At 50.1% G+C, this 21,321-nt stretch carries 19 protein-coding genes and 2 pseudogenes; 14 read left to right on the forward strand and 7 right to left on the reverse strand.

Features of this window, described 5'->3' with window-relative positions:
- Nucleotides 1-77: 77 nt before the first annotated feature.
- The 5 genes from ugpB (at nucleotide 78) to ugpQ (ending at nucleotide 5,033) form a co-directional block, all read left to right on the forward strand.
- Nucleotides 78-1,394 (forward strand): sn-glycerol-3-phosphate ABC transporter substrate-binding protein UgpB, encoded by a 1,317-nt coding sequence (gene ugpB, locus ACJHYW_RS10480; RefSeq protein WP_000803190.1) that lies wholly within the window; start codon nucleotides 78-80, stop codon nucleotides 1,392-1,394.
- Nucleotides 1,395-1,491: 97 nt separating this feature from the next.
- Nucleotides 1,492-2,379, forward strand: a complete 888-nt coding sequence (gene ugpA / locus ACJHYW_RS10485) for a sn-glycerol-3-phosphate ABC transporter permease UgpA (protein WP_000099289.1) — start codon at nucleotides 1,492-1,494, stop codon at nucleotides 2,377-2,379.
- Nucleotides 2,376-3,221, forward strand: coding sequence for a sn-glycerol-3-phosphate ABC transporter permease UgpE (ugpE, locus tag ACJHYW_RS10490; RefSeq protein ID WP_000572176.1), 846 nt, complete (start codon nucleotides 2,376-2,378; stop codon nucleotides 3,219-3,221). The genes ugpA and ugpE overlap by 4 nt, the downstream gene beginning before the upstream one ends.
- Before the next feature lies 1 nt (nucleotide 3,222).
- Nucleotides 3,223-4,293 (forward strand): sn-glycerol 3-phosphate ABC transporter ATP binding protein UgpC, encoded by a 1,071-nt coding sequence (gene ugpC / locus ACJHYW_RS10495; RefSeq protein ID WP_000907790.1) that lies wholly within the window; start codon nucleotides 3,223-3,225, stop codon nucleotides 4,291-4,293.
- Nucleotides 4,290-5,033, forward strand: a complete 744-nt coding sequence (ugpQ, locus tag ACJHYW_RS10500) for a glycerophosphodiester phosphodiesterase (protein ID WP_000073590.1) — start codon at nucleotides 4,290-4,292, stop codon at nucleotides 5,031-5,033. Before ugpC ends, ugpQ begins: the two co-directional genes overlap by 4 nt.
- On the opposite strand, the gene ACJHYW_RS10505 is transcribed toward ugpQ, so the two are convergent.
- A complete protein-coding gene (locus ACJHYW_RS10505; protein ID WP_000825996.1) occupies nucleotides 5,020-5,460 on the reverse strand; it encodes a DUF2756 family protein in 441 nt (146 codons plus the stop codon). The genes ugpQ and ACJHYW_RS10505 overlap by 14 nt on opposite strands.
- A 119-nt stretch (nucleotides 5,461-5,579) precedes the next feature.
- On the opposite strand from ACJHYW_RS10505, the gene ggt reads away from it, so the two are divergent.
- Complete coding sequence (gene ggt / locus ACJHYW_RS10510; RefSeq protein ID WP_000595084.1) at nucleotides 5,580-7,322, forward strand: gamma-glutamyltransferase; 1,743 nt, start codon at nucleotides 5,580-5,582, stop codon at nucleotides 7,320-7,322.
- Between the two features lie 37 nt (nucleotides 7,323-7,359).
- On the opposite strand, the pseudogene ACJHYW_RS10515 reads toward ggt, so the two are convergent.
- From ACJHYW_RS10515 to yhhY, 5 genes and pseudogenes are all read right to left on the reverse strand, one after another.
- Nucleotides 7,360-7,644: pseudogene (locus tag ACJHYW_RS10515) on the reverse strand (YrhB family protein).
- A 241-nt stretch (nucleotides 7,645-7,885) separates the two neighbouring features.
- A pseudogene (locus ACJHYW_RS10520) lies at nucleotides 7,886-7,999 on the reverse strand (hypothetical protein); the annotation flags it as partial.
- A gap of 94 nt (nucleotides 8,000-8,093) precedes the next feature.
- The gene (gene yrhA / locus ACJHYW_RS10525) at nucleotides 8,094-8,588 is read right to left on the reverse strand and encodes a protein YrhA (RefSeq protein ID WP_000988505.1); all 495 of its coding nucleotides are present in this window, start codon (nucleotides 8,586-8,588) and stop codon (nucleotides 8,094-8,096) included.
- Entirely contained in the window at nucleotides 8,585-9,763 is a 1,179-nt protein-coding gene (gene tssD, locus ACJHYW_RS10530; RefSeq protein WP_061092824.1) for an Hcp1 family type VI secretion system effector, read from the reverse strand. Before tssD ends, yrhA begins: the two co-directional genes overlap by 4 nt.
- 235 nt (nucleotides 9,764-9,998) lie before the next feature.
- Complete coding sequence (gene yhhY / locus ACJHYW_RS10535; RefSeq protein ID WP_001361519.1) at nucleotides 9,999-10,487, reverse strand: N-acetyltransferase; 489 nt, start codon at nucleotides 10,485-10,487, stop codon at nucleotides 9,999-10,001.
- A gap of 334 nt (nucleotides 10,488-10,821) precedes the next feature.
- Between yhhY and ACJHYW_RS10540 the strand changes: the two genes are divergently transcribed.
- The 7 genes from ACJHYW_RS10540 (at nucleotide 10,822) to ACJHYW_RS10570 (ending at nucleotide 19,344) form a co-directional block, all read left to right on the forward strand.
- On the forward strand, nucleotides 10,822-11,859 hold the full coding sequence (locus ACJHYW_RS10540; RefSeq protein WP_000236309.1) for an oxidoreductase: 1,038 nt from the start codon (nucleotides 10,822-10,824) through the stop codon (nucleotides 11,857-11,859).
- Nucleotides 11,860-11,981: 122 nt separating this feature from the next.
- Nucleotides 11,982-12,677, forward strand: coding sequence for a quercetin 2,3-dioxygenase (yhhW, locus tag ACJHYW_RS10545; RefSeq protein WP_000639811.1), 696 nt, complete (start codon nucleotides 11,982-11,984; stop codon nucleotides 12,675-12,677).
- Between the two features lie 223 nt (nucleotides 12,678-12,900).
- A complete protein-coding gene (gntR, locus tag ACJHYW_RS10550; RefSeq protein ID WP_000730252.1) occupies nucleotides 12,901-13,896 on the forward strand; it encodes a gluconate operon transcriptional repressor GntR in 996 nt (331 codons plus the stop codon).
- Nucleotides 13,897-14,034: 138 nt separating this feature from the next.
- Nucleotides 14,035-14,562 carry a gluconokinase gene (gene gntK / locus ACJHYW_RS10555; protein WP_000108319.1) on the forward strand — a complete coding sequence of 176 codons (528 nt, stop codon included), beginning with the start codon at nucleotides 14,035-14,037 and terminating at the stop codon, nucleotides 14,560-14,562.
- Nucleotides 14,563-14,565: 3 nt separating this feature from the next.
- The gene (gene gntU / locus ACJHYW_RS10560) at nucleotides 14,566-15,906 is read left to right on the forward strand and encodes a gluconate transporter (protein WP_000210111.1); all 1,341 of its coding nucleotides are present in this window, start codon (nucleotides 14,566-14,568) and stop codon (nucleotides 15,904-15,906) included.
- A gap of 139 nt (nucleotides 15,907-16,045) precedes the next feature.
- Entirely contained in the window at nucleotides 16,046-18,142 is a 2,097-nt protein-coding gene (locus ACJHYW_RS10565) for a RecQ family ATP-dependent DNA helicase (protein ID WP_000410855.1), read from the forward strand.
- Nucleotides 18,049-19,344, forward strand: coding sequence for a DNA-processing protein DprA (locus ACJHYW_RS10570; RefSeq protein ID WP_072652752.1), 1,296 nt, complete (start codon nucleotides 18,049-18,051; stop codon nucleotides 19,342-19,344). The genes ACJHYW_RS10565 and ACJHYW_RS10570 overlap by 94 nt, the downstream gene beginning before the upstream one ends.
- 45 nt (nucleotides 19,345-19,389) lie before the next feature.
- Here ACJHYW_RS10570 and yhgN read toward each other — a convergent pair whose 3' ends face one another.
- Nucleotides 19,390-19,983, reverse strand: a complete 594-nt coding sequence (gene yhgN, locus ACJHYW_RS10575) for an NAAT family transporter YhgN (protein WP_001002544.1) — start codon at nucleotides 19,981-19,983, stop codon at nucleotides 19,390-19,392.
- Nucleotides 19,984-20,174: 191 nt separating this feature from the next.
- Between yhgN and asd the strand changes: the two genes are divergently transcribed.
- Complete coding sequence (asd, locus tag ACJHYW_RS10580) at nucleotides 20,175-21,278, forward strand: aspartate-semialdehyde dehydrogenase (protein ID WP_000799946.1); 1,104 nt, start codon at nucleotides 20,175-20,177, stop codon at nucleotides 21,276-21,278.
- Nucleotides 21,279-21,321: the final 43 nt, after the last annotated feature.

Here is a 21,321-nt window from a genome sequence, read left to right on the forward strand (position 1 = left end):
AATTCGAGCATGTCATGTTACCCCGCGAGCATAAAACGCGTGAATTCGCGCATTCGGTACAACAAGAGAGATAAACGATGAAACCGTTACATTATACAGCTTCAGCACTGGCGCTCGGACTGGCGTTAATGGGGAATGCACAGGCAGTGACGACCATTCCGTTCTGGCATTCTATGGAAGGGGAACTGGGTAAAGAGGTGGATTCTCTGGCCCAACGTTTTAACGCCGAAAACCCGGATTACAAAATTGTACCGACCTATAAAGGCAACTACGAACAGAATTTAAGCGCGGGGATTGCCGCATTTCGTACCGGCAACGCTCCGGCTATTTTGCAGGTTTATGAAGTTGGCACCGCCACCATGATGGCGTCGAAAGCCATTAAACCGGTGTATGACGTATTTAAAGAGGCGGGGATTCAATTCGATGAGTCGCAGTTTGTGCCGACGGTTTCCGGTTACTACTCCGACAGCAAAACTGGGCACTTACTTTCCCAGCCGTTCAACAGTTCGACCCCCGTTCTCTATTACAACAAAGACGCCTTCAAGAAAGCAGGATTAGACCCGGAACAACCGCCGAAAACCTGGCAGGATCTGGCGGACTATGCCGCAAAACTGAAAGCCTCCGGTATGAAGTGCGGCTACGCCAGCGGCTGGCAGGGATGGATCCAACTGGAAAACTTTAGCGCCTGGAACGGTTTGCCGTTTGCCAGCAAAAACAACGGCTTTGACGGCACAGACGCGGTGCTTGAGTTCAACAAGCCGGAGCAGGTGAAACACATCGCCATGCTCGAAGAGATGAACAAGAAGGGCGATTTCAGCTACGTTGGGCGTAAGGATGAATCCACTGAGAAGTTCTATAACGGTGATTGCGCGATGACGACCGCCTCTTCCGGTTCTCTTGCCAACATTCGCGAGTACGCCAAATTTAACTATGGCGTAGGCATGATGCCTTACGATGCCGATGCGAAAGACGCGCCGCAAAACGCCATTATCGGCGGAGCCAGTCTATGGGTAATGCAGGGTAAAGATAAAGAAACCTACACCGGCGTGGCGAAGTTCCTCGACTTCCTCGCAAAGCCAGAAAACGCTGCCGAGTGGCATCAGAAAACCGGCTATCTGCCAATCACTAAAGCGGCGTATGACCTGACCCGTGAGCAGGGCTTTTACGAGAAAAACCCAGGGGCGGATACCGCGACGCGTCAGATGCTGAACAAGCCGCCGTTGCCGTTCACCAAAGGGCTGCGTCTGGGCAACATGCCGCAGATCCGCGTGATTGTGGATGAAGAGCTGGAGAGCGTGTGGACCGGTAAGAAGACGCCACAGCAGGCGCTGGATACCGCCGTTGAGCGTGGGAATCAGTTACTGCGCCGCTTTGAGAAATCGACGAAGTCTTAATCAGTGTAATGTCGGATGCGTTTCGCTTATCTGACCTGGCATCGCGTGTAGGCCGGATAAGCGAAGCGCATCCGGCACAGTTCAGGAATTAACTGTAATGTCATCATCCCGTCCGGTGTTCCGCTCGCGCTGGCTGCCTTATCTGCTGGTCGCGCCGCAGCTCATCATCACCGTTATCTTTTTTATCTGGCCTGCGGGTGAAGCGTTGTGGTACTCGCTGCAAAGTGTCGATCCGTTTGGTTTTTCCAGCCAGTTTGTCGGCCTGGATAACTTCGTCACGCTGTTTCATGACAGCTATTATCTCGACTCCTTCTGGACGACGATAAAATTCAGCACCTTTGTCACCGTCAGCGGTTTGCTGGTGTCACTGTTCTTCGCGGCGTTGGTGGAGTACATCGTGCGCGGCAGCCGTTTCTATCAAACCTTAATGCTGCTGCCTTACGCTGTGGCTCCCGCCGTTGCCGCCGTATTATGGATCTTCCTGTTTAACCCTGGTCGCGGGCTGATCACCCATTTTCTCGCTGAGTTCGGCTACGACTGGAACCACGCGCAAAACAGCGGTCAGGCAATGTTTCTGGTGGTGTTTGCCTCAGTATGGAAGCAAATCAGCTACAACTTCCTGTTCTTCTATGCCGCGCTGCAATCCATTCCCCGTTCGTTGATCGAAGCCGCAGCCATCGACGGTGCAGGGCCGATTCGCCGCTTCTTTAAGATTGCGCTGCCGCTTATCGCCCCGGTGAGTTTCTTCCTGCTGGTAGTGAACCTGGTGTATGCCTTCTTCGACACCTTCCCGGTGATCGACGCCGCCACGTCCGGCGGGCCGGTTCAGGCCACCACGACGCTGATTTATAAGATCTACCGCGAAGGTTTTACCGGACTGGATCTGGCTTCGTCTGCCGCACAGTCGGTGGTGTTGATGTTCCTCGTCATCGTGCTGACGGTGGTGCAGTTCCGCTATGTTGAAAGCAAGGTGCGTTACCAATGATTGAGAACCGTCCGTGGCTGACGATATTCAGCCATACCATGCTGATCCTCGGGATCGCGGTGATCCTCTTCCCGCTGTACGTGGCGTTTGTCGCGGCGACGCTGGATAAACAGGCCGTCTATGCCGCGCCGATGACGCTCATCCCCGGCACACATCTGCTGGAAAACATCCACAACATCTGGGTGAACGGGGTAGGCACGAATAGCGCGCCGTTCTGGCGGATGTTGCTTAACAGCTTTGTGATGGCGTTCAGCATTACGCTCGGCAAAATTACCGTCTCGATGCTCTCGGCATTTGCCATTGTCTGGTTTCGTTTTCCGCTACGTAACCTCTTCTTCTGGATGATTTTTATCACCCTGATGCTGCCGGTTGAAGTACGTATCTTCCCGACGGTGGAAGTCATCGCCAACCTGCAGATGCTCGACAGCTACGCCGGTTTAACGCTGCCGCTGATGGCCTCGGCGACCGCTACTTTCCTGTTCCGCCAGTTCTTTATGACGCTGCCGGATGAGCTGGTGGAAGCCGCGCGGATCGACGGCGCATCGCCAATGCGCTTCTTTTGCGACATCGTTTTTCCGCTCTCCAAAACTAATCTGGCGGCGCTGTTTGTGATCACCTTTATCTACGGCTGGAATCAGTATTTGTGGCCGTTGTTGATTATTACCGACGTTGATCTCGGCACCACCGTGGCAGGGATCAAAGGGATGATCGCCACTGGCGAAGGCACCACGGAATGGAACTCGGTAATGGCGGCGATGTTGTTAACGCTTATCCCTCCGGTGGTGATTGTTTTAGTGATGCAGCGTGCCTTCGTGCGCGGCCTGGTCGATAGTGAGAAATAAGATGGCAGGACTGAAATTACAGGCAGTAACCAAAAGCTGGGATGGCAAAACCCAGGTGATTAAACCACTGACCCTTGATGTGGCGGATGGCGAATTTATCGTGATGGTCGGGCCGTCTGGCTGCGGAAAATCGACGCTGCTGCGCATGGTTGCCGGGCTGGAGCGGGTGACGGAAGGCGATATCTGGATCAACGACCAGCGCGTGACCGAAATGGAGCCGAAAGATCGCGGGATTGCGATGGTGTTCCAGAACTACGCGCTTTATCCGCATATGAGCGTCGAAGAAAACATGGCGTGGGGGCTGAAAATTCGCGGCATGGGCAAGCAGCAAATAGCCGAGCGCGTTAAAGAAGCGGCGCGCATTCTGGAGCTGGATGGCCTGCTTAAGCGCCGCCCGCGCGAGCTATCCGGCGGTCAGCGTCAGCGTGTGGCGATGGGTCGCGCGATTGTGCGCGATCCGGCGGTGTTCCTGTTTGATGAGCCGCTCTCTAACCTCGATGCCAAGCTGCGCGTGCAGATGCGCCTTGAGCTGCAACAGCTGCACCGTCGCCTGAAAACGACTTCACTCTACGTTACTCACGATCAGGTTGAAGCGATGACGCTCGCCCAGCGAGTAATGGTGATGAACGGCGGCGTTGCCGAACAGATTGGCACACCAGTTGAAGTCTACGAAAAGCCCGCCAGCCTGTTTGTAGCGAGTTTTATCGGCAGTCCGGCGATGAACCTGCTGACAGGCCGCGTGAATAACGAAGGCACGCATTTCGAACTGGACGGCGGTATTGAGCTGCCGCTAAACGGTGGCTACCGTCAGTATGCCGGGCGTAAAATGACTCTCGGCATTCGCCCGGAACATATTGCGCTAAGCTCGCAGGCAGAAGGCGGCGTACCGCTGGTGATGGACACGCTGGAGATCCTCGGCGCAGATAACCTGGCGCACGGACGCTGGGGCGAGCAGAAGCTGGTGGTGCGACTGGCGCATCAGGAGCGCCCGACGGCAGGCAGCACGCTGTGGCTGCATCTGGCGGAAAATCAGCTGCATCTTTTTGATGGTGAAACAGGACAACGAGTATGAGTAACTGGCCTTATCCCCGCATCGTCGCTCATCGTGGCGGCGGTAAGCTGGCCCCGGAAAACACCCTGGCGGCAATCGACGTCGGGGCAAAATACGGTCATAAAATGATCGAATTTGACGCGAAGTTATCGAAAGATGGCGAGATCTTCCTGCTCCATGACGACAATCTCGAACGCACCAGCAACGGCTGGGGCGTCGCGGGTGAACTGAACTGGCAGGATTTACTGCGCGTGGATGCGGGCAGTTGGTACAGCAAAGCGTTTAAAGGTGAGCCGCTGCCGTTGCTTTCGCAGGTGGCGGAACGCTGTCGCGAACACGGGATGATGGCGAATATCGAAATCAAACCCACCACTGGCACTGGACCATTAACGGGCAAAATGGTGGCGCTGGCGGCACGCCAACTGTGGGCCGGTATGACGCCGCCGCTGCTGTCATCGTTTGAGATTGATGCTTTAGAAGCTGCACAGCTGGCGGCACCGGAACTGCCGCGTGGTTTATTGCTTGATGAGTGGCGCGACGACTGGCGCGAACTGACCGCGCGGCTGGGCTGCGTCTCTATTCATCTCAATCATAAGTTACTCGATAAAGTGCGAGTGATGCAGTTGAAAGACGCCGGACTGCGGATTCTGGTTTATACCGTCAATAAACCCCAGCGCGCGGCAGAGTTGCTGCGCTGGGGCGTGGATTGCATCTGTACCGATGCGATTGACGTGATTGGTCCGAACTTTACGGCCCAATAGTTTTCAACGGAATGTCAGGCTGCGGCGTGCTGGGCTGATTCAGCATGTCGCCGTTTCTCCTCTCCGGCAGCATATGCTGCTGATTCAACGAACTATCCGGATTACGGTTGCTGTTTAACATCCCGCCGTTGGTGTTGGGCAGCATTTGCTGCCGGGCGGGATTTCGCTCCCCCGGCTGTGACTGCAACACCCGCTGAGAATTATTGTTTATCTGGTTTTCTAAATGCTGCTGTTGCAACTGAGTTTGCGTTTTCAGTTGCTGATTCAGCATCCCTTTTTGCTGGATTTGCTGAGTCTGCATCTGGGTTTGCATCCGCTGCTGGCTGGGTATCTGATACCCCGGCTGGTTAGGGTTGTTCAGAGTATTAATGGGCTGTGCAAAGCCGACAAACGGCAGGAGTGCCGTAAGAATCAGAAGTCGTTTCATCGCGTATCCTCCTCTGAAGATATCCTTTAAGTTTACTCGCTTCCCGACAAAACGATGATTAATTCAGAGTTATATACCAGGCTTAGCTGGGGTTGCCCCTTAATCTCTGGAGAATAACGATGATAAAACCGACGTTTTTACGCCGGGTGGCCATTGCTGCTCTGCTCTCAGGAAGTTGTTTTAGCGCCGCCGCCGCGCCTCCTGCGCCGCCCGTCTCGTATGGTGTGGAGGAAGATGTCTTCCACCCGGTACGCGCGAAACAGGGAATGGTAGCGTCTGTGGACGCCACTGCCACTCAGGTGGGGGTGGATATTCTCAAGGAGGGCGGGAATGCCGTTGATGCCGCCGTGGCGGTGGGCTACGCGCTGGCGGTAACGCATCCGCAGGCAGGGAATCTGGGCGGTGGTGGTTTTATGTTAATCCGCTCGAAAAATGGCAATACCACGGCTATCGATTTCCGCGAAATGGCACCCGCCAAAGCGACCCGCGATATGTTCCTCGATGATCAGGGCAACCCGGACAGCAAAAAATCACTCACTTCGCATCTGGCTTCCGGCACACCGGGTACGGTAGCAGGTTTCTCGCTGGCGCTGGATAAATACGGCACCATGCCGCTGAACAAAGTCGTGCAGCCCGCGTTTAAACTGGCACGCGATGGTTTTATCGTTAACGACGCGCTGGCTGACGATCTCAAAACCTACGGTAGCGAAGTGTTGCCGAATCACGAAAACAGTAAAGCTATCTTCTGGAAAGAGGGCGAGCCGCTGAAAAAGGGCGACACGCTGGTGCAGGCGAACCTGGCAAAGAGCCTGGAGATGATTGCTGAAAACGGCCCGGACGAATTCTATAAAGGCACGATTGCGGAACAGATCGCCCAGGAGATGCAGAAAAACGGTGGCTTGATCACTAAAGAAGATTTAGCAGCCTATAAAGCGGTCGAACGTACTCCGATAAGCGGCGATTATCGCGGGTATCAGGTTTACTCCATGCCACCGCCATCCTCCGGCGGGATCCATATCGTACAAATCCTCAATATTCTGGAAAACTTCGATATGAAGAAATACGGCTTTGGCAGCGCCGATGCGATGCAAATCATGGCAGAAGCGGAGAAATACGCCTACGCCGACCGCTCGGAATATCTTGGCGACCCGGATTTTGTCAAAGTACCGTGGCAGGCGCTGACCAATAAAGCCTATGCCAAATCTATTGCCGATCAAATTGATATCAATAAAGCGAAGCCATCCAGCGAAATTCGCCCCGGCAAGCTTGCGCCTTATGAGAGTAATCAAACTACCCATTACTCAGTGGTGGATAAAGACGGCAACGCGGTGGCGGTGACCTATACGCTGAACACCACCTTCGGGACGGGCATTGTCGCGGGCGAGAGCGGTATTCTGCTTAATAACCAGATGGATGATTTCTCCGCCAAACCGGGCGTACCGAACGTTTACGGGCTGGTGGGCGGTGATGCCAACGCGGTCGGGCCGAACAAACGCCCGCTGTCGTCGATGTCACCAACCATTGTGGTGAAAGACGGTAAAACCTGGCTGGTTACCGGTAGCCCTGGCGGGAGTCGGATTATTACCACCGTGCTGCAAATGGTGGTGAATAGCATCGATTATGGCATGAATGTCGCCGAAGCGACCAATGCACCGCGTTTCCACCATCAGTGGTTGCCGGACGAGCTGCGTGTCGAAAAAGGGTTTAGCCCGGATACGCTCAAGCTGCTGGAAGCAAAAGGTCAGAAAGTGGCGCTGAAAGAGGCGATGGGCAGTACACAAAGCATTATGGTTGGGCCGGACGGTGAGTTGTACGGCGCATCTGACCCGCGCTCGGTGGATGATTTAACGGCGGGGTATTAAGGTTAGCGGCCCTCTTAGTGGGAAGAGGGCCGTATTGTCAGGGCAAGCCGAAGGTAGCCTTTTTTATTTCATAATCCTGTAGATATTCTTCCAGTGGCTTTGCCGTTCCCAGAGAATGAATTTCACCACTGCCTTTATCAATAATAAAAGGTGCGTTACCAGCTAAGCGCGCGGCCTCATCTCCAGATTCAAGAAATTATTGTGATTCGAAACAGAAATACCAGCCCTGGCTAAAACGTCCATGCAGAGTGATGACGACAGGGAGATCTGCATCATCAAGGTAATGGTTCGCTTTCGCGAATGCGTCGTGATAAGTAATCATAATTATAATAAATATTATTGTTGATCGTTATATTATTATTCTTGCGTTATACTTTGAGAAAAGACGCGTTCATCTTCGTCAAAGATATTATTAAATGCTGGTTTTGAAAAAAGTTCATCGGGTAATATACAGTCACGAAATAAGTATCTGCTAATGTTTTGTGATTTCTTTTTCAGAACGTCGAACGGGATTTTCTTATTTAAGATATCAGAATCTTATGATTCGGGTGAAATTCTAACTAAATCAACATGTCACTAAAATCATCATAGCCATTAGCTATTTCGGCTAAAATAGAGATTACATGTCTTCGGTCCATCTCACTTAAGGAGTGTAGTTCCGTTGTAAGTTTTTCCATAGCTTGCATTGCTAAGTTTCGAACAAGGAATTTTCTGCTGGTAATCTCTAAAAAGATGGCATGGTTTATAATGATTTTTGTTACCTTTTGATTATTATGAACAACTGTCCATGATTTCGTTTAAGAATGAAGAGAAATCACTAAACGAACTGAATATATTTTCTGTGCCAATATTATCTCTAATTTCAAAAAAGTTATTTTTAATGTCATAAGTAAATATTGAAATGCTATCATCCCCGATCACTAACCGTTCTTGTAGATCAGGGTTTATGAAATCATCATTATTTCTATAAAATTCATTTACGGCAAAAAGGTTTTTAACTGAAGGTTCTGGAATCGAGAGGCTGAATAATCGTAATCCATTAACTTCGAATCCATCCATTGCTCTTAAAAAAGTAAGATAATCAGGTTGATTATTAAAGAGAATACTAACTTCATTACATAACTTCTCCAGGCAATTAGTTGGATTAGAATTAAATTTTATTTGGATTATACTTTCAATAAATGATTCCTTGAGCGGTGCTTCAAATGGATAGTCTAAATCATTCATCATTTTTTTTAATTTATTTATTTGGGTTTTAGTCATCATTTTGTGGGTTCCATAATATTTTTCATGGGAGGATAAATTGAGCCAGATGGAATGGCCCAGGGAGTGATTTTGCTTTCACCTACTAATATTCCCTTAGCTATTCGTGATTGCATGTTAGTAAAAACTTTATGATATGGTTCGTTTTCGATTAATACTAAATTTTCGAAATCATTAGTACCACCATCATCTAGAGATAGTTTATGGTGAACATTATAATTTAGAGGAACATTGCCCTTTCTCATTCTTAAAAGGTCTTCGGCGTTGAATCTTCCAGATGCTTCGGAGGTTTTTGCAAGTTTGATAAGAAAATTTTTTCTTACAGTTTTATTAAACTCCTTTCGTAAGTTAGCTAAGTCTTTTGAAGGTCTCTTAATGTATATTATTTCTATTATGTCTATACCATCAAGAAGTTTTTGTTGACCTCTAAGTTTGCCTAAGTAACTATTTATTTCTGTATATGTATCAACATTAGAACGCTTTGTTAAAAGAATAGATGCTGTTGCTATCGCTATGCCCGCTGTTTTTTCATTTAGTATTTGATCATAGCCTTTTATTGCATCTCCACCCAGTTTTTCCGCAGTATCTCTGAATCCTTCAATGTTCCCATTGTATACGCCACCAGCAGCAAGTAGCCTGCCAATAGCTTTGCTGTTTAACGTTTTGAAACGATTATTTGTTTGGTTTTTTGAATTTGGTAAAAACAAACAGTTATAATTTTCAGGGAGTGCCAAATAGCTGAACTCGGTATTTGCGATAATCTGTTGACAGAGGATAAATTCATAACTAACAGTTATTGTTTCTGTATCCAGTTGATTTTCAATGATCTGATGATGAATAGCCGATAAAAAAGCGCCTCTTAGTTGTATATAATAATACTTTTCCCATCTACCAAATCTATTTATTCGATAGAAGTCAAATCCCATAAATAATTGTTCATTATTGTTAATGGAATTAATAAATAATGGAGTGCTTTTATCAATTAATTTACAAAATGTTATACCATGGAACTGTGAACCAAGCCCCGTATTAGTAATACTATTTAAGAGTGAGAATGTAAATATTTCATCCTCATGCCCGCTCTGCCAGCGATTACCTGTAGACTCAGAAGTCCCACAACCTGCGGAGATGCTTCCTTGTTGTTCTCCCGTTACTGTCAGGTAAACAATATTACTCATCCCTGAAAAGTCCTTTTATGGCATGCTATTTTATTAATGGCACTATTATGCTTGTTAATTGTTATTTATTTACTCCAGGAAATTGTAGGCGTATATATTAATAATAAAATATTACACTTTAGGACGTAATTATGAGGTAAATCTCAATATATTTATTGGGCAAATAAATACATTAAAGGAAGATATGCCGATTTTGAATGACGCCCTTTTTCCATCTCAGAAAAAGGGCACTATCTTATTTCACCCGCGCCATATAATACGCATCGACATATTCACCATTACGTAATGCGTACTTCTTGCCAGTCCCTTCAATCTCAAAGCCGAATTTTTTATAGACCTTAATTGCTGGCGCGTTATCGACGAACACCGTTAGCTCGATACGATCTACCCGCAACCAGTTGTCGCACATATCAATCATTTCGCGCATCAGGGCGCTGGCGACGCCGCGGTTCTTCCAGCGAGAGTCGACACAGATACCAAAATCGGCAACATGACTGCGGCGCGGGCGTTGCTGTACATCAATGGTGAGATGACCTACTACGGTTCCATCAATACAGGCGACGAGTTGCTTGATGCCGGGGCGTTCGGCGAGTCGCTCCTGCCACATATAGTCTGAAGGATGAGGCACCTGTAGCGTGTTGTAATACACCTCCGGCTGGGCGTGAATCTGCCTGATGGCCTCGTAATCCCGTGTTTCTGCGTGGCGTATCACTATCTCACTCATTCCTTTGTCCTCTTTGGGGTAAATGTCCCTTTCAACATCATTGACTTTCAAATGCGAGTCAAATGCATTTTTTTTGCAAAAAGTGTTGGACAAGTGCGAATGAGAATGATTATTATTGTCTTGCGATCAGGAAGACCCTCGCGGAGAACCTGAAAGCACGACATTGCTCACATTGCTTCCAGTATTACTTAGCCAGCCGGGTGCTGGCTTTTTTTTTGATCTTTCGTTTTCAAATTATCCACGGGAAGTGCTTGTGTTCGTTATGCGCACTCCAGTAGGAACCACGTCCGCTTTGCGCTAAGGTGTAAATAACCCCCTTAAAAAGGACGAAATCATGGTCATCAACTGCGCCTTTATTGGCTTCGGCAAAAGCACCACCCGTTACCATCTGCCGTATGTACTTAACCGCAAGGATAGCTGGCATGTCGCGCATATTTTTCGCCGCCATGCGAAGCCGGAAGAACAGGCTCCCATTTACTCTCATATCCATTTCACCAGCGATCTCGACGAAGTGCTAAACGATCCCGATGTTAAGCTGGTTGTCGTCTGCACCCACGCGGATAGCCATTTCGAATACGCGAAGCGCGCGCTGGAAGCCGGGAAAAATGTGCTGGTCGAAAAACCGTTCACCCCGACGCTTGCCCAGGCGAAGGAGCTGTTTGAGTTGGCGAAAAGCAAAGGGCTGACCGTCACGCCGTATCAGAATCGTCGCTTTGATTCCTGCTTCCTGACGGCGAAAAAAGCGATTGAAAGCGGTAAGCTGGGAGAGATTGTTGAAGTGGAAAGCCATTTTGACTATTACCGCCCGGTGGCAGAAACCAAACCTGGGCTGCCGCAGGATGGCGCGTTCTATGGCCTTGGTGTGCATACCCTCGACCAGATTATCTCGCTGTTCGGTCGCCCGGATCACGTCGCTTATGACATCCGCAGCCTGCGTAATAAAGCCAATCCTGACGACACCTTCGAAGCGCAGCTGTTTTATGGCGATCTAAAAGCCATCGTCAAAACCAGCCATCTGGTGAAAATCGATTATCCGAAATTTATCGTTCACGGTAAGAAAGGTTCGTTTATTAAATACGGTATCGACCAGCAGGAAACCAGCCTGAAGGCTAATATTATGCCGGGCGAACCGGGATTCGCAGCGGATGATTCGGTCGGTGTGCTGGAGTATGTCAATGACGAGGGCGTGACGGTCAGAGAAGAGATGAAGCCGGAGGTGGGCGATTACGGGCGCGTTTATGATGCGTTGCATCAAACCATCACCAACGGTGCGCCAAATTACGTCAAGGAATCTGAAGTTCTTACCAATCTGGAAATCCTTGAACGCGGTTTTGAGCAAGCTTCTCCCTCCACAGTGACTCTCGCGAAGTAAGTTTGATGACCCCTCGAATAGTTCAATTTTTTTGAACAGAGGGGTCAATTTTCACCCTCTATCATCCCAGGCTGATCGGGTCCACACTAAGCCCATCGAAATCATTCAGGGGGCGAATACAAATGATCTACTTACGCAAAGCAAATGAACGTGGTCATGCAAATCATGGCTGGCTGGACTCCTGGCATACTTTCTCTTTTGCCAACTACTACGACCCGAACTTTATGGGTTTCTCCGCGCTGCGCGTGATTAACGACGACGTGATTGAAGCAGGGCAGGGCTTTGGCACTCACCCGCATAAAGATATGGAAATTTTGACCTACGTGCTGGAAGGTACTGTTGAGCACCAGGACAGCATGGGCAATAAAGAGCAGGTTCCGGCGGGTGAGTTCCAGATTATGAGTGCGGGTACGGGTATCCGTCACTCTGAGTACAACCCAAGCAGCACCGAGCGTCTGCATCTGTATCAAATCTGGATCATGCCGGAAGAAAACGGCATCACGCCTCGCTATGAGCAGCGCCGTTTCGATGCCGTACAGGGCAAACAGCTGGTGCTCTCGCCGGATGCGCGAGATGGTTCGCTGAAAGTGCATCAGGATATGGAACTGTATCGTTGGGCATTGCTGAAAGATGAGCAGTCGGTGCATCAGATTGCCGCTGAACGCCGCGTCTGGATCCAGGTGGTGAAAGGCAATGTCACCATTAACGGCGTGAAAGCCTCGACCAGCGATGGTCTGGCAATCTGGGATGAGCAGGCAATCTCCATTCATGCGGATAGCGACAGCGAAGTGTTACTGTTCGATCTGCCGCCGGTTTAAAACTCAACGGCATCTTTGAAGCCTGCCTTTTTGCAGGCTTCCTCGCTCGCTCCGGTCGCGTGCTGATATACGCTTCCGGGGTTTTGCCGTGTCGTTAGCACAATGCGATGCAATTGATTTAGTGTATATCTAATAATTGTAAACAAGCACTGTTTTCCCCGGGAAGGTTCTGATGCGTCCGTGTTAAACTAAGAGAATCTATCTCTTTTGTACCTTCAGGACGATGAAAAAGAAAAGACCCGTACTTCAGGATGTGGCTGACCGTGTAGGCGTGACCAAAATGACGGTCAGCCGTTTTTTACGCAACCCGGAGCAGGTTTCCGTCGCTCTACGCGGCAAGATTGCCGCCGCTCTTGATGAACTGGGTTATATTCCCAATCGCGCGCCCGATATCCTCTCTAACGCCACCAGCCGGGCGATTGGCGTCCTGTTACCTTCTCTCACCAACCAGGTTTTTGCGGAAGTATTACGCGGAATCGAAAGCGTCACCGACGCGCACGGTTATCAGACCATGCTGGCCCACTACGGTTATAAACCGGAAATGGAGCAAGAACGCCTCGAATCCATGCTCTCCTGGAATATCGACGGCCTGATCCTCACTGAACGTACGCACACGCCGCGCACCTTAAAGATGATTGAAGTGGCGGGGATTCCAGTGGTGGAACTGATGGACAGCAAGTCGCCATGCCTCGATATCGCCGTCGGTTTTGATAACTTTGAAGCGGCACGCCAGATGACCACCGCCATTATTGCTCGCGGGCATCGTCACATTGCCTATCTCGGCGCACGCCTCGACGAACGTACTATCATCAAACAGAAGGGATACGAACAGGCGATGCTGGATGCAGGCCTGGTGCCGTATAGCGTGATGGTCGAGCAATCTTCTTCTTACTCTTCCGGTATTGAACTGATTCGCCAGGCGCGGCGGGAATATCCGCAGCTGGATGGCGTGTTCTGTACTAATGATGATCTGGCGGTCGGCGCGGCGTTTGAATGTCAGCGTCTGGGGTTAAAAGTTCCTGACGATATGGCGATTGCCGGTTTCCATGGTCATGACATTGGTCAGGTGATGGAACCACGGTTGGCGAGCGTACTGACGCCGCGTGAGCGGATGGGCAGTATTGGCGCTGAACGCCTGCTGGCGCGTATTCGTGGCGAATCTGTGACACCGAAAATGTTAGATTTAGGTTTCACCTTGTCACCGGGCGGATCTATTTAAGCCCACAAATTTGAAGTAGCTCACACTTATACATTTAAGGCACGGATGGATATTGCTTCTGATATTGTCCGGCCGGACAATGTTACCGATAACAGTTACCCGTAACATTTTTAATTCTTGTATTGTGGGGGCACCACTTTGAGCACGACTAACCATGATCACCACATTTACGTCTTGATGGGCGTATCGGGCAGCGGCAAATCTGCGGTCGCCAGTGAAGTGGCGCATCAACTTCATGCCGCGTTTCTTGATGGCGATTTCCTCCATCCGCGCTGCAATATCGAAAAAATGGCGTCTGGCGAACCGCTGAATGACGACGATCGCAAACCGTGGTTGCAGGCGCTGAACGACGCCGCGTTTGCTATGCAGCGCACTAATAAAGTGTCGCTGATTGTCTGTTCTGCACTGAAAAAACACTATCGTGACCTGCTACGCGCGGGTAATCCGAATCTCTCTTTCATCTACCTGAAAGGCGATTTTGATGTGATTGAAAGCCGCCTGAAAGCGCGCAAAGGCCATTTCTTTAAAACCCAAATGTTGGTGACGCAGTTTGAAACGCTGCAGGAGCCGGGTGCGGACGAAACCGATGTACTGGTGGTAGATATCGATCAACCGCTGGAAGGTGTTGTGGCAAGCACCATTGAGGTTATTAAAAAAGGCAAATAAGTAGTGACTACATTAACGCTTGTTTTAACAGCAGTAGGGTCTGTTTTACTGCTGCTGTTTTTAGTCATGAAGGCGCGTATGCACGCTTTCCTGGCTTTGATGGTGGTGTCCATGGGGGCTGGCCTTTTTTCCGGTATGCCGCTCGATAAAATCGCAGCGACGATGGAAAAAGGGATGGGAGGCACCCTCGGCTTTCTGGCGGTGGTTGTCGCCCTGGGAGCCATGTTTGGCAAGATCTTACATGAAACCGGCGCAGTCGATCAGATTGCCGTCAAAATGCTCAAATCCTTCGGTCACAGCCGCGCGCATTATGCCATCGGCCTTGCGGGGCTGGTCTGTGCGCTACCGCTGTTCTTTGAAGTGGCGATTGTTCTGCTGATTAGCGTTGCTTTCTCAATGGCGCGCCACACCGGTACGAACCTGGTGAAGCTGGTAATCCCATTATTCGCAGGCGTGGCGGCCGCGGCTGCGTTCCTGGTGCCTGGACCAGCGCCAATGCTGCTGGCATCGCAGATGAACGCCGACTTTGGCTGGATGATCCTGATTGGCCTGTGTGCGGCAATTCCGGGAATGATTATTGCCGGGCCGCTGTGGGGTAATTTCATCAGCCGCTACGTGGAGCTGCATATTCCTGACGACATCAGCGAACCACATCTCGGTGAAGGCAAAATGCCGTCCTTCGGATTCAGCCTGTCGCTGATCCTGTTGCCACTGGTGCTGGTGGGGCTGAAAACCATTGCCGCGCGTTTTGTGCCAGAAGGCTCTACCGCTTACGAATGGTTCGAGTTTATCGGCCATCCGTTTACCGCGATTCTGGTTGCTTGTCTGGTAGCAATTTATGGCCTGGCAATGCGTCAGGGTATGCCAAAAGACAAAGTGATGGAGATTTGTGGTCACGCGCTGCAACCGGCGGGGATCATTCTGCTGGTGATTGGTGCAGGCGGCGTGTTCAAACAGGTGCTGGTTGACTCTGGTGTCGGTCCGGCACTGGGCGAAGCGTTAACCGGCATGGGCCTGCCGATTGCCATCACCTGCTTCGTGCTGGCAGCTGCAGTGCGCATCATTCAGGGTTCTGCCACTGTTGCCTGTTTAACGGCGGTGGGACTGGTAATGCCGGTCATTGAACAACTGAACTACTCCGGTGCGCAAATGGCGGCGCTGTCGATTTGTATCGCCGGTGGTTCGATTGTTGTCAGCCACGTTAACGACGCGGGTTTCTGGTTGTTCGGTAAATTTACCGGCGCGACCGAAGCCGAAACGCTTAAAACCTGGACCATGATGGAAACCATCCTCGGCACTGTTGGTGCCATCGTTGGGATGATTGCGTTCCAGCTGTTGAGTTAATTACTGCGACAAATTACTGCGAGCTTGCTCGCAGTAATTCATTTCTCTTATCTCCTCTCTTCATCTTTTTGATCTCTCTCGCAAATTTACCTGCTAATAATCCGTTCTAATCACTGCCTAAAGATCGCAGGAGATAAAGATGGAAAAGCACGGAGCTGAATTGCTTTTACAGCGGATGTTAGGAAATACCACCGCTACTTTCAGGGAAGGGCAATGGGAAGCCATAGATGCAGTGGTTAATCAGCGGCGAAAACTGCTGGTTGTACAGCGCACCGGCTGGGGGAAAAGTGCCGTGTACTTCATCGCCAGTAAAATCTTCCGCGATCGCGGCGCTGGCCCGACAATTATCATCTCTCCTTTGCTTGCCCTGATGCGTAACCAGGTTGCCGCCGCTGAACGGTTAGGTATTACGGCTGAAACGTTGAATTCTACAAACAGGGAAGAATGGCAGCGCATTAGCGATAAGTTGCTGCAAGGTGAGGTCGATTGCTTGCTGGTTTCCCCGGAACGTTTGGCAAACCAGGACTTTATCGAAACGGTTTTATATCCTATAGCCGATCGTATTGGCTTGCTTGTGGTCGACGAGGCGCACTGCATCTCTGATTGGGGCCACGATTTTCGCCCGGATTACCGACGTATATTAGATATTTTGCGCCAACTGCCTGCGAATACCCCTGTTCTGGGTACAACCGCGACAGCGAATAACCGTGTTGTTGAGGATATCCGTCAGCAATTGGGTGACATTGTGATTCAGCGTGGAACGCTGGCTCGCGAAAGTTTGGCGCTTGATGCCTTAGTCTTAGGAGAACAGTCATCCCGTCTGGCATGGTTAGCAACGGTTATCCCTCAGTTTTCCAAATCGGGAATTGTTTATACCCTGACGACTCGCGATGCTGAACTTGTCGCCGAGTGGTTAAGGAAAAATGGTATCAGTGCATTTGCTTACTACAGCGGCGTGACTTGTGAAGGCGCGGAAGATTCTAATACTGCCAGGGAATATCTGGAGCAGGCACTGCTGGCAAATAAAATCAAAGTGCTGGTCGCGACGACGGCATTAGGTATGGGGTTTGATAAACCTGATTTAGGTTTCGTCATTCATTATCAGATGCCGGGGTCTATTGTCGGTTACTACCAACAGGTGGGGCGTGCCGGGCGTGCTATAGATTCCGCAGTTGGCATATTGCTTTGTGGTGGTGAAGACCGCGCTATTCATCAATTCTTCCGTGAAAGCGCCTTTCCTGCGGAGGCGCAAATTCATGAAATACTCAACGTACTTAGCGAGAATGACGGTCTTACCCTACGAGGCATTGAACAACGGACGAATCTTCGTTATGGGCAAATAGAAAAAGCACTGAAATTATTGGTAGCGGAAAATCCATCGCCTGTGGTGTATACCGAGAAATTATGGCGCAGAACTATCGTCAGTTTTTCTCCTGATCATGAACGAATTAACCATTTGATGAATCAGAGAAAAAGTGAGCTGGCAGACGTTGAAAGCTATATCACGACCAAGGAGTGCAAAATGCAATTTCTGCGCCGTGCACTCGATGAGCCAAGTGCCGAACGTTGTGGTAAATGTAGCAGTTGTCTTCAACATCCGTTATTGTCGCCCGACATTGATAGCGGCTTACTCCATGCGGCAAATTTATTTATTAAACACGCTGACCTGCCGTTAAATCTCAATAAACAGGTGGCAGCTGGGGCTTTTACGCAATACGGATTTAAAGGGAACTTGCCTGCGGGTTTACAAGGATCTACGGGGCGAATCCTTTCTCGTTGGGGAGATTCCGGGTGGGGAAAGCAGGTAGCACAGGAGAAAAAAACGGGGCGCTTAAGTGATGAGCTGGTAGAAGCATGTGCGGAAATGGTTTGCCAACGCTGGAATCCGCATCCTGAACCAACCTGGGTATGCTGCGTTCCTTCATTAAGGCACCTCGACCTGGTTCCTGATTTTGCCCGGCGACTGGCGGCGAAACTTGGCTTACCTTTTATTGATGCCATTGAAAAAGTCGTGGACAATCCACCGCAGAAAATGCAGCAAAACCGTTTTCACCAGTGTCAAAATCTCGACGGGGCGTTTGTGATTACCCCTCCTTTGATGCCAGGTCCGGCGTTGCTGGTTGACGATATCGTGGATTCTGCATGGACGCTGACAGTTCTGACAGCACTGTTACGCAAGGCAGGTTGCCCGACGGTTTATCCTCTTGCCCTTGCTTCTACCTCGGTAAAAAATTGATGAATCTTTCAGCCAATGCACAAGCGACCCTCCTGCTAACCAGCGATTTTTCTCGCGCGGCGGCGAGTGAGTATAAACCTCTTAGTAATAGTGAATGGGGGAAGTTTGCATTATGGCTGAAGCACCAACGTATCAGTCCCGCCGATCTTCTGGTGCCGCAACCGCAAGAGAAACTTACAGGCTGGAGCGATCCGCGTATTTCTCAGGAGCGTATTCTTGGCTTGCTGGCGCGTGGCCATAGTCTGGCGTTGGCGGTAGATAAGTGGCAACGCGCCGGTTTATGGATCTTAACCCGCGGAGATGCCGATTATCCCGTTCGCTTGAAAAACCGATTGCGAACGGATGCACCTCCCGTTTTATTTGGCTGCGGGAATAAAGCATTACTGCAAGCGGAAGGTATGGCGATTGTTGGCTCGCGAGATGCTCCGACTGCCGATTTGCGCTATACCCAACAACTGGCAGCGAAACTGGCCCAACAGGGGATTTGCGTTATCTCTGGTGGTGCGCGAGGTATTGATGAATGTGCAATGGCGTCGGCACTGGAGGCCGGGGGAACTGCCGTTGGCGTATTAGCTGATAGCTTGTTAAAAACGAGTACGTTAGTGAAATGGCGTGAAGGGCTTATAGCAGGCAACCTGGTGTTGATTTCGCCGTTTTACCCAGAGGTACGTTTCACCGTCGGCAATGCGATGGCGCGAAATAAATATATTTATTGCCTTGCTGAAAGCGCAATGGTTGTACGTGCGGGAATGACCGGTGGAACGATAACCGGAGCGATGGAGGCGTTAAAACATCAGTGGCTGCCTGTGCAGGTTAAACCAAATCAGGATGTGCAATCAGCCAATTCACGATTAGTAGAAAATGGGGCGTCATGGAGTGCTGAACAGGCTGAGAATGTGACGATCAGACTGCCAGACGTTCCTGGGCTGATGTATGACAGAGCACTCCGTAACGCTCAACCAGAATTGTTTTCGCTGCACGAAGATGACGCAAATTACGCAGTGATGCCCTCGCATACCCCTGTCGATTTTTATCAACTTTTTGTGGCGGAACTGGCGATCCTTGCAAAGGAATCGATAAGTATTGAAAGGCTGGCGTCTTGTACTGGTTTAACCATCGAACAAATTAGTGTGTGGCTGAACCGCGCAGAAGAAGAGGGAAGGGTTATCCGATTGGGCGAAGGTCATTATCAGTTCAGGTAATAAAACAGGTGCCGCCTCTGGTTGTGTGCAGCACCTGTTTGAACCTTACCCTTTCATCCACATTCGAATGCCGTCGAGGAACATCTGGGTTGCCATCATCACCAGAATCAATCCCATCAGGCGTTCAAGTGCATTCACCCCTTTCTCGCCCAGCAGACGTAAAAATAGCGAAGACTGTAGCAGGATAACAAAGGTGCCACCCCAGGCCAGCAGCAGAGCAATTACCAGATGTCCCATCTGATTCGGGTACTGATGAGACAACAACATCAGCGTGGCGAGAATAGTCGGCCCGGCGACTAACGGAATTGCCAACGGCACGATAAACGGCTCTTCACCTGCCGGAAGCCCGCTGCTATTTCCTGAAGCGCTGGGGAAAATCATCTTAATGGCGATCAGAAACAGAATGATGCCGCCAGAAATGGAGACGGTTTCTGCTCGCAGGCTGAGAAATGCCAGAATTTTCTCACCCGCAAACAGGAACACCAGCATCACCAGGAGAGCAATAAGCAACTCCCGCACCATGATTGCCCGCCGTCTTTTCGGTTCAGTATGTTTCAGTACGGACATGAAAATAGGTAGGTTTCCGAGCGGATCCATAATCAGGATCAATAAAACTGCTGCAGAAATGATTTCATTCATAACTCAAATTCCCTGATAATTGCCGCGGACTTTCTGCGTGCTAACAAAGCAGGATAAGTCGCATTACTGATGGCTTCGCTATCATTGATTAATTTCACTTGCGACTTTGGCTGCTTTTTGTATGGTGAAAGATGTGCCAGGAGGAGACCGGCACATTTATACAGCACACATCTTTGCAGGAAAAAACGCTTATGAAAAATGTTGGTTTTATCGGCTGGCGCGGTATGGTCGGCTCCGTTCTCATGCAACGCATGGTTGAAGAGCGCGACTTCGACGCCATTCGCCCTGTCTTCTTTTCTACTTCTCAGCTTGGTCAGGCTGCGCCGTCTTTTGGCGGAACCACTGACACACTTCAGGATGCCTTTGATCTGGAGGCGCTAAAGGCCCTCGATATCATTGTGACCTGTCAGGGCGGCGATTATACCAACGAAATCTATCCAAAGCTTCGTGAAAGCGGATGGCAAGGTTACTGGATTGACGCAGCATCATCTCTGCGCATGAAAGATGACGCCATCATCATTCTTGACCCCGTCAATCAGGACGTCATTACCGACGGATTAAATAATGGCATCAGGACTTTTGTTGGCGGTAACTGTACCGTAAGCCTGATGTTGATGTCGTTGGGTGGTTTATTCGCCAATGATCTTGTTGATTGGGTGTCCGTTGCAACCTACCAGGCCGCTTCCGGCGGTGGTGCGCGACATATGCGTGAGTTATTAACCCAGATGGGCCATCTGTATGGCCATGTGGCAGATGAACTCGCGACCCCGTCCTCTGCTATTCTCGATATCGAACGCAAAGTCACAACCTTAACCCGTAGCGGTGAGCTGCCGGTAGATAACTTTGGCGTGCCGCTGGCGGGTAGCCTGATTCCGTGGATCGACAAACAGCTTGATAACGGTCAGAGCCGCGAAGAGTGGAAAGGGCAGGCGGAAACCAACAAGATCCTCAACACATCTTCCGTAATTCCGGTAGATGGTTTATGTGTGCGTGTCGGGGCATTGCGCTGCCACAGCCAGGCATTCACTATTAAATTGAAAAAAGATGTGTCTATTCCGACCGTGGAAGAACTGCTGGCTGCGCACAATCCGTGGGCGAAAGTTGTTCCAAACGATCGGGAAATCACTATGCGTGAGCTAACCCCAGCTGCCGTTACCGGCACGCTGACCACGCCGGTAGGCCGTCTGCGTAAGCTGAATATGGGACCGGAGTTCCTGTCAGCCTTTACCGTAGGCGACCAGCTGCTGTGGGGGGCCGCGGAGCCGCTGCGTCGGATGCTTCGTCAACTGGCGTAATCTTTATTCATTAAATCTGGGGCGCGATGCCGCCCCTGCTAGT

It is taken from the genome of Escherichia sp. WS3063 (assembly GCF_046486595.1).
In the GTDB taxonomy this organism is placed as follows: Bacteria; Pseudomonadota; Gammaproteobacteria; order Enterobacterales; family Enterobacteriaceae; genus Escherichia; species Escherichia coli.

Coding starts and splice junctions, on each gene's coding strand:
- ugpE (WP_000572176.1), top strand. CDS start 2,376: ATGATTGAGAACCGTCCGTGGCTGACGATATTCAGCCATACCATGCTG.
- tssD (WP_061092824.1), bottom strand. CDS start 9,763: ATGAGTAATATTGTTTACCTGACAGTAACGGGAGAACAACAAGGAAGC.
- ACJHYW_RS10565 (WP_000410855.1), top strand. CDS start 16,046: ATGGAAAAGCACGGAGCTGAATTGCTTTTACAGCGGATGTTAGGAAAT.
- ACJHYW_RS10540 (WP_000236309.1), top strand. CDS start 10,822: ATGGTCATCAACTGCGCCTTTATTGGCTTCGGCAAAAGCACCACCCGT.
- yhhW (WP_000639811.1), top strand. CDS start 11,982: ATGATCTACTTACGCAAAGCAAATGAACGTGGTCATGCAAATCATGGC.
- yhgN (WP_001002544.1), bottom strand. CDS start 19,983: ATGAATGAAATCATTTCTGCAGCAGTTTTATTGATCCTGATTATGGAT.
- ugpB (WP_000803190.1), top strand. CDS start 78: ATGAAACCGTTACATTATACAGCTTCAGCACTGGCGCTCGGACTGGCG.
- yrhA (WP_000988505.1), bottom strand. CDS start 8,588: ATGATGACTAAAACCCAAATAAATAAATTAAAAAAAATGATGAATGAT.
- gntR (WP_000730252.1), top strand. CDS start 12,901: ATGAAAAAGAAAAGACCCGTACTTCAGGATGTGGCTGACCGTGTAGGC.
- ugpQ (WP_000073590.1), top strand. CDS start 4,290: ATGAGTAACTGGCCTTATCCCCGCATCGTCGCTCATCGTGGCGGCGGT.
- yhhY (WP_001361519.1), bottom strand. CDS start 10,487: ATGAGTGAGATAGTGATACGCCACGCAGAAACACGGGATTACGAGGCC.
- asd (WP_000799946.1), top strand. CDS start 20,175: ATGAAAAATGTTGGTTTTATCGGCTGGCGCGGTATGGTCGGCTCCGTT.
- ACJHYW_RS10505 (WP_000825996.1), bottom strand. CDS start 5,460: ATGAAACGACTTCTGATTCTTACGGCACTCCTGCCGTTTGTCGGCTTT.
- ggt (WP_000595084.1), top strand. CDS start 5,580: ATGATAAAACCGACGTTTTTACGCCGGGTGGCCATTGCTGCTCTGCTC.
- ACJHYW_RS10570 (WP_072652752.1), top strand. CDS start 18,049: ATGGACGCTGACAGTTCTGACAGCACTGTTACGCAAGGCAGGTTGCCC.
- ugpC (WP_000907790.1), top strand. CDS start 3,223: ATGGCAGGACTGAAATTACAGGCAGTAACCAAAAGCTGGGATGGCAAA.
- ugpA (WP_000099289.1), top strand. CDS start 1,492: ATGTCATCATCCCGTCCGGTGTTCCGCTCGCGCTGGCTGCCTTATCTG.